Origin of the sequence: Brevundimonas sp. (genome assembly GCF_041648055.1) — a bacterium.
GTDB lineage: Bacteria > Pseudomonadota > Alphaproteobacteria > Caulobacterales > Caulobacteraceae > Brevundimonas.
This window is the reverse complement of record NZ_JBAZPS010000008.1, coordinates 1-16712: the sequence shown is the minus strand read 5'-3', so window position 1 is coordinate 16712 and position 16712 is coordinate 1. Positions and strand designations below refer to the sequence as shown.

12 protein-coding genes are annotated in these 16712 nt (G+C 66.8%); 6 read left to right on the top strand and 6 right to left on the bottom strand.

Translation table 11 applies throughout. The features are described from left to right. From WC585_RS13445 to dsbD, 3 genes are read right to left on the bottom strand one after another with little or no spacing between them, the layout of a single operon-like run. Entirely contained in the window at positions 1-675 is a 675-nt protein-coding gene (locus tag WC585_RS13445; protein ID WP_035308672.1) for a DsbA family protein, read from the bottom strand. 23 nt (positions 676-698) lie between these two features. Then, positions 699-1493: a TlpA disulfide reductase family protein gene (locus tag WC585_RS13440; protein ID WP_035308673.1), complete on the bottom strand. Its 795-nt coding sequence runs from the start codon at positions 1491-1493 to the stop codon at positions 699-701. Further along, positions 1490-3388: a protein-disulfide reductase DsbD gene (dsbD, locus tag WC585_RS13435; RefSeq protein ID WP_224764426.1), complete on the bottom strand. Its 1899-nt coding sequence runs from the start codon at positions 3386-3388 to the stop codon at positions 1490-1492. The genes WC585_RS13440 and dsbD overlap by 4 nt, the downstream gene beginning before the upstream one ends. 62 nt (positions 3389-3450) lie before the next feature. On the opposite strand from dsbD, the gene WC585_RS13430 reads away from it, so the two are divergent. From WC585_RS13430 to WC585_RS13405, 6 genes are all read left to right on the top strand, one after another. Continuing rightward, a complete protein-coding gene (locus WC585_RS13430) occupies positions 3451-4104 on the top strand; it encodes a response regulator transcription factor (protein WP_035308676.1) in 654 nt (217 codons plus the stop codon). Continuing rightward, positions 4101-5432 carry an ATP-binding protein gene (locus tag WC585_RS13425; protein ID WP_035308677.1) on the top strand — a complete coding sequence of 444 codons (1332 nt, stop codon included), beginning with the start codon at positions 4101-4103 and terminating at the stop codon, positions 5430-5432. The genes WC585_RS13430 and WC585_RS13425 overlap by 4 nt, the downstream gene beginning before the upstream one ends. Positions 5433-6223: 791 nt before the next feature. Then, positions 6224-9139: a TonB-dependent receptor gene (locus WC585_RS13420; protein ID WP_292149132.1), complete on the top strand. Its 2916-nt coding sequence runs from the start codon at positions 6224-6226 to the stop codon at positions 9137-9139. A 65-nt stretch (positions 9140-9204) separates the two neighbouring features. Further along, positions 9205-10506, top strand: coding sequence for a metallophosphoesterase family protein (locus WC585_RS13415; protein WP_292149130.1), 1302 nt, complete (start codon positions 9205-9207; stop codon positions 10504-10506). Beyond that, on the top strand, positions 10506-11387 hold the full coding sequence (locus WC585_RS13410) for a glycerophosphodiester phosphodiesterase family protein (RefSeq protein WP_292149128.1): 882 nt from the start codon (positions 10506-10508) through the stop codon (positions 11385-11387). The genes WC585_RS13415 and WC585_RS13410 overlap by 1 nt, the downstream gene beginning before the upstream one ends. Continuing rightward, on the top strand, positions 11384-12001 hold the full coding sequence (locus WC585_RS13405) for a phospholipase domain-containing protein (protein ID WP_373258508.1): 618 nt from the start codon (positions 11384-11386) through the stop codon (positions 11999-12001). Before WC585_RS13410 ends, WC585_RS13405 begins: the two co-directional genes overlap by 4 nt. Here the strand turns inward: WC585_RS13405 and WC585_RS13400 are convergent. Genes WC585_RS13400 through WC585_RS13390 form a run of 3 tightly spaced genes read right to left on the bottom strand, consistent with a single transcriptional unit; the run spans position 11985 to position 16631 of the window. Continuing rightward, positions 11985-15104, bottom strand: coding sequence for a TonB-dependent receptor (locus tag WC585_RS13400; protein WP_373258507.1), 3120 nt, complete (start codon positions 15102-15104; stop codon positions 11985-11987). The genes WC585_RS13405 and WC585_RS13400 overlap by 17 nt on opposite strands. Before the next feature lie 46 nt (positions 15105-15150). Beyond that, positions 15151-16131 carry a FecR domain-containing protein gene (locus WC585_RS13395; RefSeq protein WP_373258506.1) on the bottom strand — a complete coding sequence of 327 codons (981 nt, stop codon included), beginning with the start codon at positions 16129-16131 and terminating at the stop codon, positions 15151-15153. After that, the gene (locus WC585_RS13390) at positions 16128-16631 is read right to left on the bottom strand and encodes a sigma-70 family RNA polymerase sigma factor (RefSeq protein WP_291751705.1); all 504 of its coding nucleotides are present in this window, start codon (positions 16629-16631) and stop codon (positions 16128-16130) included. Before WC585_RS13390 ends, WC585_RS13395 begins: the two co-directional genes overlap by 4 nt. Positions 16632-16712: the final 81 nt, after the last annotated feature.

Below are 16712 nucleotides of genomic sequence, written 5' to 3'. Positions count from 1 at the left end.
TCAGCGCAGCGGTTGTCCGGAGCGGATACGACCGATCACCGCTTCGAGTTGCGCCTGGGGCATGCCGCCGGGGATCAGATTGCCGTTGATGATAAAGGCGGGCGTGCCCTGCAGGGCCAGGGCCGCCGCTTCTCGACCATTTCGGTCCAGCACCGCGTCGATGTCTGCGCGGTGTTCGGCCAGGTCCTGATTCAGGCGCGCCATGTCCACGCCGGCCGACTGGACCAGACGGGTGATGTCCGCCTGGTCGCCGATGCGCGACGGCGACAGCATGAAGGCGTTATGGACGGCCTCGTACTTGCCCTGATAGGCGGCGGCGAGGGCGGTCCGGGCGGCGGTCTCCGAGACGTCGCCGAAGATCGGCCAATCCTTGTACAGGACGCGCACCTTGGTGTCCGCCTTCAGCAGGCCGTCGATCTCAGGCTGCATCTTCTTGCAGTAGGGGCAGTTGTAATCGACGAAGCCGATGATGGTCACATCGGCGTTCTCGGCGCCGATGAAGGGCGCTGCGGGATCGCGCAGCAGGTCATTGAAGCCGACCTGGGCGATGGGCGGCATGTCTTGTCCGGAGGCGGCGGAAGGGCTGGCGGGCGCCGCGCCGTTGTCGGCGTCGGCCGGGCCGCAGGCGGCGAGCGCCAGGACGGCGGCGAAGGCAGGGGCGAAGGTGCGGTTCATGGAAGCTCCGTGAGGCGAGGGGGTCAGTGCAGACGCGCGATTTCGGTCGCGATCTGTTCGGGGGCGATTTCCCCCATGTGGGCCTTGGCCAGACGGCCGTCGGCGTGGAGGAACAGGGTCACCGGAATGCCGGCCGTACCGTAGTGGCGGGGCAGCGCCATGGCCTCGTCGAACAGCACATGGTCGAGGGCCAGCCCCTGGCTCTGCAGAAAGGCCCGAACGCCGGCTTCGCCCTCGCCCTGGTTGACGAAGAGGAAGCGCACATTCGGATGGGCTTTTTCGGCCTGGGCCAAAGCCGGCATCTCGCGCCGGCAGGGCGGGCACCAGGTGGCCCAGAGATTGATCACCGTAGGCCGATCGATCGGCGCCGAAAGGTCGATCGCCGGTGCGTCCATCGCGGCCAGCGTCAGGGCGGGCGGCGCCATGGGCTGCGTCGCCGAGGCCAACTGATGGGCGGTGGTCCAAACCAAGGCGCTGGCCAGCACAGGCGCAATGGCCCAGGCGCGTTCGCGCGTCGTGCGCAGCAGCAGAATGGTGGCCAGGATCACGACCGGCGCGACCCAGATCCAACTGAATCCGCCCTGCCAGACCGCGAGCGCCCGCCACGGGTCAGCCCCGAAATACTCCCAGTGCGTCGCCACGTGACCGAGGCGGGCGACCGCCAGACCGCCGAAGACTAGGACCGTGCTCCACAGGTTGAAGCGCGGGCTGACCCGGCTGGCCAACAGCCCGACGCCGATCATGAAGACGAACACGCCGGCGATGATGGCGAACCGCTCGCCCGACAGGACGAGCGGGCCCAGGGTGATGGCGTTCATGCGGCGGCTCCGGCGCTCTGCAGGGCGGAGGCGACGTCTTGGGCCGACATCTCTCCGATCAGTCGGCTGCCCGGCGCTTCGGTCGCCGAGGGCGACAGGAAGATCATCGTCGGCGGTCCGATCACTCCGTGCCGCTCAAGAAGCGCGCGCGCCTCGGGCGTGCTGCGCGTGACGTCGACCTTGATGAGGTCGGTGTTCGAAAGGCCGGCGATGACCGCGGGGTCCTCGAACACCGTCCGCTCGATCACCTTGCAGCTGACGCACCAGTCGGCGGTGAAATAGACCAGGGCGGGACGTTCGCGCGCGGCGGCATCGGCGACGGCGCGGTCGAGCGCCGTCTGATCCAGCACGACCGCTGCGGTTTCGACCGGCGCGGCGGCTGAGATTCCAGCGGGCCGCGCCAGGGGCTCAAGCGGACGCCACGGGTCGTCCGCCCCGAGACTGAGGCCGACCAGCAGCAACAGGCCCCAGGTCGCGGCCGCCAGGCCAGCGACACGTGCGACGCCGTTTCTCAGATTCGGGCTCAGCGGCTGGAACAGGCCGAGAGCCGCCGCCAGACCGAGCGCCAGCGCCGCGCCGAAAGCCAGCGTCGCGCTCGGCGGCAGGATGCGGCCGGCCAGCCACCAGGCCATGCCCAGGAAGATGAAGCCGAACAGCATCTTCACCCGGTCCATCCACGGCCCAGCCTTGGGCAGGAAGCGCGCGCCGACCGTGCCGAACACGATCAAGGGCACCCCCTTGCCCAGGCCCAGGAAGAACAGGGCCGCCGCGCCCAGCCCAACGTCGCCGGTCTGTGCGATATAGAGCAGGGCACCCGCCAAGGGCGCGGTGACGCAAGGGCCCACGATGAGGGCGGAGACGAAGCCCAGACCTGCGGCTGAGGGCAGGGACCGCCGTCCGTCACCGCTGTCGCGGGACAGGCGGCTGGTCCAGGCCGAGGGCAGTTGCAACTCGAAGCCGCCGAACATGGACGCGGCGAGAACGACGAAGACGACAACCAGAGCGCCGATCGCCCAAACCGACTGGAGCGCCATCTGCAGGTTCTGTCCGGACCAGGCGGCCGCGACGCCCAGCAGGGCGAAGGCGACGGAAAGGCCCAGCACATAGGCGACCGAGAGCATCAGGCCTCGGCGCGTACCGCGCCCGTCCACGCCGCGTCCGATGACGCCGGCCAGGATCGGGTACATGGGAAAGACGCAGGGCGTGAAGGCCAGAAGCACGCCGAAACCGAAGAAGGCGAGCAGGACCCAGGTGGCCCCGCCCTGCAGCGCCAAGCGATCGACGAAGCCCGGGCTGGGGTCCGGGATGACCGCCGGCGATGGCGCGACCGGCGGAGGCGCCAACGCGCCCTCATCACTCGCGAGTGCGGGTGTGGGTGCAGCGCCCGGCGCCTGGATCGCCAGCAGAGCGGCGGCCTGAGCGGTCTGCGCATCGGCCTCCCGAGCGGCAACCTCGGACTGCGGCCGGGTCGGCACGTCCACTGTCCGCGTCATCGGCGGGTAGCAGATCGAGTCCTCGAGGCACCCCTGGTAGGTGATGTTGACCGACGTCGGGCCGCCAACCTGCGTCAGGGTCTGCGCCGATAGGGTCGCGCGACCCTCGTCATGCCAGACGTCGACGACGCCAAAGCCCGGATCGTCCTTGGTTTCGCCGGTCGCAAGCTCCAGAGGCAGCGATGCTTTCCCGCCCGGCGTGCTGGCGACGGTGTGGTCACGATAGAGATAATGGCCGGGCGCAATGTCCCAGGCGAAGGCCAGGTCGCCGTCAGCCTCACGCGTCACCGTCAGGGAGAAGGCCTTGTCAGGCGATAGCGGAGCCTGACCCAATGCCGAACCCGGAAGGGTGAAGGACAGGATCGCGAGAGCGGCGGGCAACAGTCGGCGGAAAAACCTCATGGCCATCTCGTCGGCAAACGAGCTTAAGTCAGGCTTAAGCCGCAACTTCCACCTCACGCCGCATGAGACTGCTCGCCATAGAAGATGATCCCGTTCTCGCCGACGGCCTCCAGGTCGGGCTCAGCGCCTGCGGCTGGACGGTCGAAGTCGTCGGGCGGGTCGAGGACGCCCTCGCGGCGCTGGAAAGCTCGGCGTTCGATGCGGTCGTGCTGGATTTGGGTCTTCCTGATGGCGACGGCCTTTCGGTGCTGCGTTTCGTTCGCGAGCGCGACATGGATGTCGGCGTGGTGGTCTTGTCGGCGCGCGATGACAGTCGGGACCGCATTGTGGGTCTGGACGCCGGCGCGGACGACTATGTCGGCAAGCCTTTCGATCTCGACGAACTGGCGGCGCGACTGCGCGCGGTGCGGCGTCGCCTGCTTGGGCGCTCGGCGCCCGCCTTGCGCCACGGCGGGGTGACCCTTGATCCCCAGTCGCGTCTGGCTTGGCGTGAAGAGGGGGACCTGCCCCTTTCGAGACGTGAGTTCGCCATCCTGGAGGCCCTGATGGAACGGCCTGCACAGGTCCTCTCGCGCAGTCAGCTAGAAGAACGCCTGTACGGTTGGCAGGAGGAGATCGGCTCTAACGCGGTGGAAGTGCACATCCACTATCTCCGGGCCAAGTTGGGAGCCGGCTTCATCCGCACCGTCCGCGGCGTAGGATACACCCTGCAATGAGCTCGATCCGCCTGCGTCTGTTCGCCACCCTCGCGCTCGTGACCGCCCTCGTCTGGGGCGGCGCGGTCGTCTGGGTCGAGATCCAGACCCGGGCCGAGGTGCAACGGGTGCTGGACCGGCGCCTGATGGAGTCGGCCCGCATGGTCTCGTCCCTGATGCAGGCCGGCAGCGTGCGCCCGGCGATGCAGGCTCCGGAAAGCGGGGCCGCCGATGTCTACGACCGTCAGCTCTCCTGCCAGATCTGGTCGCTGGAAGGCGATCTGATTGGTCGGTCCCAAAGCGCGCCTGCGGAGCGGTTGTCGGAAGGGGGCGACGGTTTTTCAGAACGCACGATCCGGGGCGAGCGCTGGCGCGTCTACACGGTGCATGATCGTGATGCCGGTTTCAGGGTCATGGTCGGGGACAATCTGGCCGTTCGCGAGCACCTGGTCGGCAATGTCGTCACCGCTTTGATCGGTCCGGCGGTCCTTGGTCTGCTGGTGCTTGGCGTATTGATCTGGTGGTCGGTAGGGCGGGGGCTGACCCCTATTCGACAAATGACCCGCAGCCTTGCGGTACGGGATGCGGAAGATCTGACGGCGTTGGACGTATCGCCGGACGCCCGCGAACTCCGTCCCTTCGCCCTGGCGCTGAACGACTTGATGTCACGCCTTGGCGCAGCGCGACGTCGCGAGGCCGAGTTCACGGCCGCTGCCGCGCACGAATTGCGTACGCCTCTGGCAGGCCTGCGCGTCCAGGCGCAGATTGCGGCGTCGTCTTCGGATACGGCCGTTCGAAGACGCGCGCTGGAGCAGATCCAGACCTCTGTCGATCGCACTGCCCGCCTCGTCACAGGTCTTCTCGTCTTGGCGCGCGAGGACGAGATGCCGGTTAGCGACGAAGATCGCCGCTGGGTGACGCTTCGGTCGCTGTTTGCAGGAGCGGAAGGCGATGATCGGGTGTCGATCGTTGAAGGTGACGCGCTGCTTAACGTGGATCCAGATCGCTTCGAGGCAGCGGCTGCCAATCTCCTCGCCAACGCGCAGGCGCATGCGGCATCCTCAGTCGTGATCAGTTACGACCCGACTTCCGGGCGTTTAATCGTCGAGGACGACGGCCCGGGCGTGGCCTTCTCGGATCTGCATCGGCTGGGTAGGCGCTTCTTCCGTGCGGCCAATGCACCTTCCGGAGGGAGCGGTCTGGGCCTCTCTATCGTCCTCGCCACAGTGAAGGCCCATGGGGGACAGGTGCAGTTCTTGCGCTCACCAGGAGGCGGTCTCCGTGTCGAGGTGATAGTTGCTATTGAGGCTTCGGGGTCGATGCATAAGCCTAGCACGCTGACCGACTAACAACGATCTCGGCACGCCGAAAGGGTGAGCTCGGGGCCGATCGCGGATCGGAGGCGGACATTAGATGTTCTCACCTCCAGCGTCTGCTGATGCAAACGGCTGCTGGTCGCACAGCGAGGATAGCCCGCACGCACCCCACTGCTGGCTCACTAAGTTGGGCTAGGGCTTTCGGCGGCTCAGCGGCCGCTGGTCGGGAGATTTCCGACCGGGTTTCTGCTATGGGATTTCAGGAAGTGGGTATTGATCCAGATTGCTGGCTCTTCCCCTCTTCTGGTGACCATATGGTGACCAATCGTCGCTGAGATTTCCTAAGGTCTTAGAAAAATCAGCTTTATCAATAGGATAGAACGAGAGTTCGCGGCATCGAATATCCTGTACTGGGACATCGAGCTCGAACCCTGAGGGTTTCCCGGTGACGCCCAAGCGCCTGTTGGCGCCTGACGTCGGGCCCAGAGCGCTATTCGGCGTGGGATGTAAACTTGAAGGGTTTGGCTCGCGCCGCGGAGGCTTGACCACGTTTTGCAGATTTCGCCGAGCGCGGCAGCCTTGCTGGCCCGTTGGCCCAGCCGGTGTTGTCGTTGAGTAGACCAACAGGGATTTGAAATTCGCATTGTCGGAACTTCGACTGCCTGCCGGTTTCGTCAATGACGGGGCGGATCTGTATATCTGAGGTTGATTGTCCAGTACAGATTGACGACGTGCGTATGAAATATTGACGACGCCTGTCAGCTTGTTCGGGTCGTCCAGTCTCTCTGTCGTCTGCGCCTAGGCAGACCACGGGGGACTACATCATGAAAACCAAATCTCGCTATCTGGCGGCGGCCGGAGGCCTGGCGTTGATCGCGGCCTTTCCGCAATGGGCGGCGGCCCAATCGCAGTCGCAATCGACCTCGTCCGAGGCGGAAACGGCGGCGCAACCCAACCCCGCCGTCCTCGATGAAGTCGTCGTCACCGGCTATCTGCAGGGCCTGCGCCGCTCGATCGACGAGAAGCGCAACAGCGACATGATCTCGGACAGCGTCAGCGCCGACGACATGGGCAAGCTGCCGTCGTCCAACCTGACCGAGGCCGCATCGCGCATTCCGGGCGTGTCGGCGGTCCGCAACCACTTCACCGGCGAAGGCGACCGGGTGGTGATCCGGGGCATGGCGACCGAATACAACGCCTACGCCGTCAACGGCGTGCGCATGGGCGGCACCGGATCGCCGGGCGACAACTTCTTCCGCGGGGTGCGCCTCAGCTTCCTGCCGACGTCGGGCGTGGATGCGATCACCGTCTACAAGAGCCTGCTGCCCTATATGGACGGCGACGCCATCGGCGGCACCATCGACATCAAGACGCCGACGGCCTTCGACTATGATCCGACCCACGTCGCCGGTTCGATCGAGGGCACCCTGCTGCAACAGCGCGACGACCGGACCTCGTGGGCGGCCGACGTCGCCTTCGGCAAGCAGTTCTCCGATCGGCTGGGCCTGTTCGTGACCGGCAACTACTCGGAACGCGCCTCGCAGTTCGAGCAGATCGGCAACTCTGGGGATAATATGCCCCGTAACTGGTACAGCAAGGCCCAGAGCCTGGACTTCGATCCCCAGACCTTCGTGACCCGCGGTCTGGAAATGTCCACCGGCGACACGGACGTGACGCGCTGGGGCTTCAACGGCTCGCTGGACTGGCGCGGCGACAATCACGACTTCCACCTGCGTGGCCAGTACAATGAGTATGAAGAGACCCAGTTCAGGAACCGCCTCAACTTCCGCAACGAGGCCGGCACCAGCGCCTCGGCGCGCCTGGAGCAGGTCGACAAGTCGCGCGGCGACCTGACCCAGCCCGCGAACGCCGTCATCGGCTATGGCCCCAAGGGCGCCATCTACAACTACACCACCGCCCAGATCGTCGACCGCGACAAGGATGGGGTGATCACCGACGCCGACAAGGGCTCCAACGGATACTACAGCCTGAACGGCTCGTCGGGTTCATGGGATCCCAAGGGCTTCCGCCTGCGTCGCTACTGGGAAGGCGGCACGACCGAAGGCGTGCTGCAGATGGTCAACTTCGGCGGCGAAAGCCGCTTCCGCGAGTTCACCCTCGACTACGACCTGTCGCACTCGGAATCCGAGGACAATATCGTCGACAGCTACGAGATGTATTTCGGCCGCAACGCCTATCTGTGGAAGGGCAATGAAGGCGTCGAGATCGTCAGCCAGGGGGATCCGCAGTACCTGAAATGGGTGCTGAACCCCGCCGGCATGGCGGGCGTCCAGGACCTGACCCAGTACACCGCCTCCAGCCTGAGCGGCAGCTACGGCGGCGCCAAGGAAACCCTGAACCAGGCCCAGTTCAACCTGCGCTACCAGCCGACAGGCTCCTGGCTGCAAGAGGTCCGCGCCGGCGCCAAATACTACAAGTCCGAGCGTGAACGCCTGGAAGGTTCGCTGATCGACCTGGAGCCCCGGGGCACCATGGCCGACTATTCCGCCCTGTTCGGCGAAGCGATCACCGACATGTTCGACGGCCGTTACACCGGCCAGTACCAACTCGGCCCCGTCATCGACACCGACAAGATGATGGCCGAGATCGAACGCGCCAAGGCGGGGAATTCGACCCTGCTGACGCTGAACGAGGCGGACTCGATCGACTACGCCTCCACCTGGTTCTACGACGAACAGGTAGTGTCTGCCTATGTGATGGGCACGGCTCGTTTCGGCGCGGCCGAAGTGATCGCCGGCGTGCGGGTCGAGGACACCAGCAACGACATCCGCGCCTGGACCGAAAACCCGGTGCGGGGCGAGGACTACACCACCGACACCTCGGGCTTCACCAACTGGCTGCCCTCGATCCACGTCAACTATGACGTGAGCCGGAACGCCAAGCTGCGGGCGGCGATCTGGACCAGCGTTTCGCGTCCGGACATCAAACGGATGACCTCGGTCAAGGAATACAGCTACGACGGCGATCCCGACGGCGACGGCGTGACCAACCCGACCAGCGAATGGGTGCTGACCGGCATCGTCCAGGGCAATCCCGATCTCGAGCCGATGACCTCGGTCAACTACGACCTGTCGGCGGAATATTACAACGGACGCACGGGCGCCTACTCCGTCGCGCTGTTCTACAAGGATCTGGACAAGTTCCTGTTCCGCTCCTCGTCGTCGGTCATTCGGGACGGCACGGAGGGCGAGTTCGACGATCCGTCGGGCGTGCCCGTCTCCATGCCGATGAACGGTCGCAAGGCCGAGATCCGCGGCGTCGAGATCAACGCCCGCCAGCAGCTCCACTGGCTGCCGGCGCCGTTCGACGGGCTGGGCGTGGCGGCGAACGCCACCATCCAGCGCTCGGAAGCCGAAACCGGCCTGTCCTGGCACCCTGAAGGCTACACCCTGCCCTTCATGGAAACCCCCGACCACATCGTGAACCTGGAACTGTTCTGGGAGCGCAACGGCTGGGAGGCCTATGTGGCCTACAACTATCAGGACGTGTCTCTGGAAGACATCGAGGACTTCGGCAACGATCCCTATGAGCAGGACTACCACTTCGTGGACCTGATGGCGCGGCGTCAGATCACGCCGAACCTGACGGCCACCTTCAAGGTGCAGAACCTGCTGGACAACTACACCTACTTCTACACCTTCGGTGAAGGAAAGGGCGGCGTCCGCGACTACATCGAGAACGGTCGTTACCTGAGCCTGAACCTGAACTGGCGGCTCTGACCGTTCCTGCCGCTCGCGGGAGATCTCCCGCGAGCGGCGCCTTTTCCAGACATCGAGGATACCTCATGCGCCTGTCCCTGCGCCTCGCCGCGACCCTGTCCTGCAGCGTCCTGGCCTTCGCCGCCCTCCAGGCCGTCCCGGCGCAAGCCCAGACGGCTTCCCTGCCCGAACGCGTCATCGTCAATCTGACCGAGACGCCCTCGACCAGCCTGGCCTTCAACTGGCGCGCCGAAGCGGGCGCGGGCGATAGTTTCATCGAATATGCGATCCTGACGCCGGGGCCGGCCTATCCGGCCCAGGCCGTTCGCCTGCCCGCACAACGCACCTCCGCCGCCTTCACGACGCGGGACGAACAGAACGTCGCCGCAGACTATTACAGCGTGCGGCTGACCGGCCTGACCCCCGACACCCAGTACGTCTATCGCGTGGGCAAGGAAGGCGCCTGGTCGCCCTGGCGCCAGGTCAAGACCGCCGCCGCCGAGGTTCGTCCCTTCACCTTCCTCTATATGGGCGACGTCCAGAACGACATCCGCTCCATGGGCGGCCTGGCCGTGCGCCGCGCCCTGCGCCAGACCCCGGACGCGGCCTTCATGCTGTTCGCCGGCGACCTGATCAACCGGGCCGACAACGACGCGGAATGGGGCGAGTGGTTCGACATGGACGCCCACCGTCTGGCCGAGACTCCGTCGCTGATGACGCCGGGCAATCACGAATACATGAAGCCCCAGGGCTCGACCCCGCAAATGCTGGCGCCCCAGTGGCGGCTGCAATTCACCCTGCCCGAGAACGGCCCGTCCGACATGCTGACCGAGACCGTGTATCGGGTCGATTATCAGGGCGTGCGCATCATCTCGCTCGACGCCGACATGATCGACGAAGACCCGCAGGCTGCGCAGGATCAGTTCGCCTGGCTGGAGCGCCAACTCGCGGACAACCCGTCGCGCTGGACGGTCGTCTTCCTGCACTACCCCCTTTACTCCACCGCTCGGGGACGCAGCGGGGAAGAGTTGCAAACCGCGCTGCAGCCGGTGTTCGACCGTTATCACGTCGACCTGGTGCTGGCCGGCCATGACCACACCTATGGGCGCGGCCGCCCCCACGAACAGGGCCCAGTCTATATGGTCTCCAACGTCGGGCCGAAACAGTATCCGCTGGGCGACTTGAACTGGACGGAGCGCAAGGCCAGCGGCGTGCAGGTGTTCCAGCAGGTCGAGGCGGCCGGCGACCGGCTGACGGTGCGGGCCTTCACCATGGACGGCGCCCTGTACGACGCCTTCCAACTGGACAAGCCCGGCGCGGGTCCGGCGCGCCTGACCGATCTGAAGCCGGCGACGCCGGAGCTGATCCTGCGGCGCGAGGACCAGTAGTGACGGTGCGTACCGCGATCGTCGGGCTGCTCGCGGCATGGGCGGCGGGGCTGGCGGCGACGCCGGCCCTGGCCGATCCGGTCTGCGGGCAGACCGCCGTCATGTCGCGCCTTCAGGCCGAACTGGCGAAGCCGCGCGGCGCCCTGCTGATCGCCGCACACCGGGCCGGCCACCTCGACGCGCCCGAGAACTCGCTGGCCGCCATCGACGAAGCGGTGCGCGAGGGCGCCGACATCGTGGAGATCGACGTCAAGGTCTCCGCCGACGGCGTGCCCTTTCTGATGCACGATCATACGGTGGCTCGGACCACCGGCGGCGCCGGCGAGGCCGAGAGCCTGACCTACGCCCAACTGCGTCGCCTGCGGCTGGAAGACAGTTCCGAGCCGCCCCCGACCCTGGTCGAGGCGCTTCGCAAGACGTGCGGACGGGTGCTGGTTGATCTGGACCTCAAGACGGATCGCATCGGCCCCGTGGTCGCGGCGGTGCAGGGGCTGGGAATGACGGACCAGGTCGTCTTCTTCGACTCCGACGGGGCGGTGTTGCGGGCGGTGCGTGAGCTCGCGCCGCGCGCCCTGCTCATGCCGCGCGTCAGCCGTCCCGACGGCTTGGCCGCCGCCGTCGAGGGGCTGCCGGCGGTGACGATCATTCACGGCGACCCCGAGTCTCTGACCCCGCAGCTCCGCAACGGGGCGCGGGCCCTGCCGGCGCGGATCTGGGTCAACAGTCTGGGCGATGTCGATGAGGCCTTGGCGGTCCGGGCGCCCGACCTGTGTTCCCGGCTGGAGGGACTGCTGGTCCTGGACGCCAATGTGATTCAGACGGATCGGCCGCGGGGCCTTCGGCGCGCCGTGAGCGACTGCGGGCTCGCGGCGCTGCCATGATCGAAGCCATGCAAAGGCGCGGGGGCCGAGCGGGCGGCGCCTTCAATCCCCGCCTGACCACGAAGACGCGCGATCTTTCCGGGTCGTGCAGCCTCTCCGTGACGGATCGCTTTGACTTCGCCCAGGATGAGCTTTTGCTGACGGTGTGCAACGCGGCCGGCGGCGATGTGGCGCATCTTCAGATCCTCGATGCGCATCAGCCGTCGGCGTCCATGGACGCCTTCAACCTGCCGCCCGGCGAGCAGGTCGAACTGATCCGGACGGCCGACCCCTATGATCTGCGCCTGCTCGGACCCGACGGCTTCTGCAGGCGCTTCTCCGGCTGTCTGGCCGAAGACGGCCCTGTCTCGGCGCGCCTGAAAGAGCCGCGCCGAGGTCGGGGCCTGATCCTGGAGATCGTCCCGGCCGAGGACGCCTGGTTCTGCGTCAATGACGAGACGGGCCTGTGTCCCACGCGCCGCTACAGGCTGAGCGCTGGAGCGCCCTTGCGCCTGCGACTTCCGGTCCTGCCGGACGGCGCCTACGACCTGACCGTCTCGCGCCTCGGCGGCGCCTTCAGCCGAAGGTTCGCGGGCCGCCTGGCGTCGCAGGATCCGCTCAGAAGCTGCGGCTGATCGCCAGGGTCACCGTCGGCCCGGTGCGGATGTACTCCCGCAAATCCTCCGGCCCCGAGCCGAAGGTGTACCAATAGGTATGGCTGTTCAGCAGGTTGCGGATCTGAATCGACGCCAAGCCGTCGCCGCCCAACCGTCGTCGAAGGCTGATGTCCACAAAACTGTAGGCCTGTTCGTAGGGGTCGTTGGCGAAACTATCCATACCTTCGAGGAAGCCGCCCTGGCGGCTCCAGCCGGCCGCCGCCTCCCATCCGCCGCCCTGCCAGAACAGTTCGACGGACGCCAGGGTCTCGGGCGTCTCCGTAAAGGGAAGCCGATCGCCGACGCGCCAGACGATGTTGGCGTCGGCGCGGCTGACCTGCCAGGTCAGATTGGCCGTGACGCCCAGCCCATCCAGCGGGGCGGGCGCCCAGTCCAGGCCGTGGCGTATCGCCAGTTCGACCCCGCTGATCCGCGCCCGCCGACCGTTGGCGTAGGCCCGCACGGGCGTCCCGTTCTCATCCCCGCGGTCAATCAGTCCGCCGTCGCGGATCGAACTGGTTGAGGCCCTATAGAGAAAATTATGAATGTCCTTGTGGAACAGGGCCGCCGACCAGGCTGTCGATCGGCCATAGTGTTCGAGCGACAGATCATAGCCGATGGCTTCCATAGGCTTCAGGTCCGGATTGCCTTGGCGGATTTCCTGAAGGATCCAGTCCGCCTCGGGATTGACCTCGCCGTCGCGGTCGGGATCCTGATCGTAGACATACTGCCGCGCCGACGTCATTCGGGCGATGTCCGGTCGGGCGAAACTGGTCCAGATCGCCGCCCGCAAGACCTTGTCGCCCTCCAGGGCGCGCCGCAGATGCAGCGAGGGCAGGACATTGGTGAAACTGTTTCGACGTTGATCCCGTCCGTCGCCACGGAGCGCATCCAGAATGGGAAAACTCACCTTTGATCGGGTGTGCTCGACCCGCACGCCGCCCGTGATCTCGGTTCCGGCCCATCGGGCTGCGGCCATGACATAGCCGGCCGCCGCCTGTTCCTTCAGCCGGAACCTCTCGGCGTCGGCCTGGGGCTCGAACGCGGGGTCTACGGTGAAATAGGCGCTGTCGCCGCGATAGGCCCGTTCGATCTCGGCCGACATCCGTCGGCTGTCCAAGACCACGCCCAGCCGGTGGTCCCCGACATAGCGGCCGTCGAACAAGTCCGTGACCGGCGCGCCGAACAGCCCTTCCAGATCGGCCAGGGTCTCCGGACCGATCAGATCGGGGCGAGCGCCTCCCGCGCTGCGGCGGTTGGAGTGCATATAGCGCCCTCCGGCCTGGACCGACTCCAGCCAGCCGCCGGTCGGCGTATAGGTCAGACCGAACTGGGCCTGGGCCAGGGTCTCGGACGTCTGTTCCCACTCATCGCCCAGATGTCTGAAATCATAGGCGGCCGGATCCTGAACCGCCGCCATGCCGGCGGGATTGAGCCCCCACAGGCGAAAGCGCGGATCGTCGGTCTCGACCACCCGGACGCCGCGATTGCCCAGCCATTCGACGGCGTCGGTCCTGAATTCCAGGAGCGCGCCCTCGTCCAGATCATCCTGAGAGCGCGACAGCGAGACATCATAGTCGATCCGCCACGGCCCGTCCCACCGCCGTCCGCCCACGGTGATGGACGACAAGAGGCCGGATTCCCGCGTCGCTTCCCAGAACCGTCTCAGTCGGAAGCCCATTGGGTCCCACACGCCCGATGCGCCGGCCAGGCTGTAGATGGAGCGGACGTCGCGGTCGGCGTCGGTGATCCGCCCATCCCCGTCCACATCCTTCATGTCCGCAGTCGAGTAGCCGTAGATGCGCCCCAAATCCGGATCCGAACCGACCACCATCGCGTCCGGCTGCGCCAGACCGGTTCGACCGCTGTCCACCTGGACCAGCCGCTCGGTTCCCGCCAGGCCGTCGTTCCGGAAATTCAGACGGTTCCGGTACTCCTCGCCCTCGTAGCGGTTGTACTGAAGCCGCAGGTGAAGCTCCTGCTGCCCGCCTCGCCAATCCAGGCTCCCGTTCACCCCAAGGCGGCGCACCTGGGTCTCGCCGACGGCCAGTTCCATGCCCCTCATGATGAAACGGTCGAAATCCCAGCCGGTCGAATAGAAGGTGTCGAACCAGACGGGCGGCAGGTCGTCGCTCTCGCCGCCGACCATCTCGAATTGCGAGCGGGCGTCGCTCCAGTTGGCGGCGACGAAGAGGCCCAGCTGATCCGAGAGACGGCGCGAGACGGCCAAGGCCAACTTGCCCGACTTCGGTCGATCGAACCGGGTCAGCCAGCCGTTTTCCGCCGACAGCCGCACATAGTCGTGGTCGGCGTCGAAGGCCGTCGGGGTTTGAATGTCGATCAGGCCGCCCAGGGCGTCTCCGTCCAGATCGGGCGTCAGGGTCTTTCGCACGATCAGGTTCTGGATTCCTTCGGGCGGCAGATAGCTGAGGCGGACGCCACGATAGAATTTGTCCGCCCGCGACCCGGCGCCGCCCAGGCGCACGCCATTGATCCGATAGGCGTTCCATTCGGTCGACATGCCGCGGATCGTCAGGCGATCGCCTTCGCCGGTCTGGTGGTTTCTGACGGCGTTGACGCCGGGCAGACGCGCAAGGCTTTCCGCCAGATTGTTGGTGGGCAGCAGGCCCTGGTCGTCGACGCTGACCACATCGCTGACGCCGTCATAGGCCCGTTTAATCTCCAGAGCCTCCTGGAGGGCCCCTTTGCGGCCCAGGACCACCACCTCCTCGAGCTGGGTCACGGTCGTCGGCGCCGGCGCAGCCTGCGCCCGCTCGATGATCAGGGTCTCGCCGACGATGCGGCCCTGCAGGTCCGGATGGGGGGCCAGCAGCCGGGTCAGGGCGTTCCAGGCGGTGGTTCGGCCTTGCCACTGCGCTGTGCGACGTCCGTTCATCAGATCGGCGTCGGCCAGAACGGCCATGCCCGATTGCCGGGAAAGATCACGCAGGGCCTGGGCAAGAGGGCCGCTGGAAATCCGAAACCTGTGCGGGGTCTGGTCGGCGGCGGCGGCGAACGGGGCCGGGGCCGGGGCATGGGCTTGAGCCGCGGCGCCGCCCGCCGCAAGCCACAGGCTCGTCACCGCTGCTGCGCTCCAAAACCTTGCGCGGCCCGTTCCCATCCTGGGTTCACCGATCGATCAGCAGACGGCCGGAGGCGTCCCTGCGAAGCGTCAGATCCTGCATGTCCGCGACCACGGTCAGGACGTCCTGCGGTCGAGAAGCGGCGAACCGCCCGCTGATCCGGCGTCGGCTCAGGGCGGGATCGGCGAGTTCGGCCTGAAGGCCGGGCGATCGGCGTTTCAACTCGATCAGCAGATCGGCCAGGCTCATATTGTCCGCGTCGATCCATCCCTCGGTCCAGTCCGGCGCCCTGACCTCCGGGTCCAGGCGTTCGATCGCCCCGGCTCGGGCGGTCGCGCCGTCGCTCAGCAGTCGACCGCCTGCGTTAAGCACCTGGCCGCGCTCGGGGTGGTTCAAAGGGACCACCTCGACCCGGCCTTCCAGGACCGTCACCTCCACCGCGCCGCCGCTGCGTTCATCGACGTTGAAGCGCGTTCCCAGGGCCGTGATTCGATGTGTGGCCGTGATGACCGAGAAGGGGCGTCTGGCGTCCTTGGCCACCGAGAAGAAGCCTTCCCCGCTCAGCCAGACGTCCCGCCGTTCCGGGCCGAAGGCCGTGCGGACCCGGCTGTCGCCGTTCAGCTGGACCGAAGAGCCGTCGTCCAGCGCCGCTTGAAGGCTGCGTCCCGCCGTTCCCTCCAGCCTCTGTTCGACCAGGGCGGGCTGGGACGGCCATATCAGCACGGCGAGCGTCACGGAGGCCGCGGCCAGCATGCCGCCGGCCCAGAGGGATGGCGAGAGTGGAAGGGGCCGAACCCGCCAGGCGCGCCGACGCCGGCCCGCTTCAGCCGCCAGTGTTGCGCTGGCGGCCGCCAGGGCGGGATCGGCGAGCAACCGCTCCTGAGCCTCCAGCAGTCGGGCGCGCTCCGGCGCTGCGGCCAGCCAGGCGCGCAGCGCCTCGTCCGCCGCGTCGTCCATTTCGCCGTGACGCCGACGGTCGGCCCAAAGGGCGGCCTGTTCTTCGGAGACGCGCGCAAAATTCTTCATCGCGCACGCTCCATGTCCACCGCCTTGCGCACTTCGCGGGCGGCGCGACTGAAGTGTTTTTGGGCGGCCTCGACCGAGATGTTCAGCCGTGCGGCGATCTCCGGATAGCTGAGATCGGCGGACTGGCGCAAAACAAAGACTTCTCGCCTGAGCCGGGGCATGCGCTGAAGCGCGCGGGTGAAAAGGTCCGCTCTCTGCTTCATGTCGAGAACTTCGAACGGGGAGGGCGCGTCCGAGGCCGCCGCGTCGTCGATCGGTTCGTTCACATCCGGGGCGCCGGGGCGCCTCTGATCGCTGAGCAGATTGAGCGCGACCCGAAAGGCGTAGGCCACCGGATCCTTCAGCGGCGTGGCCCGGGATCGGGCCAGGACGCGGGCGTAGGCCTCCTGGCTGATGTCGTCGGCGTCGGCGTCGTTGTGGACCCGGCTGCGGACAAAGGCGCGCAGACGCACGGCGTTCTTCGCCAGCAATCGCCCCGCACTCAGATCCTGAACAGACATCCTACCCCCGCGGGCGCACCCGTTGGGCCGCGCTTTTACGGCTCAACGATGACGGTGCGAAAACAGTCCGACGAATAATCG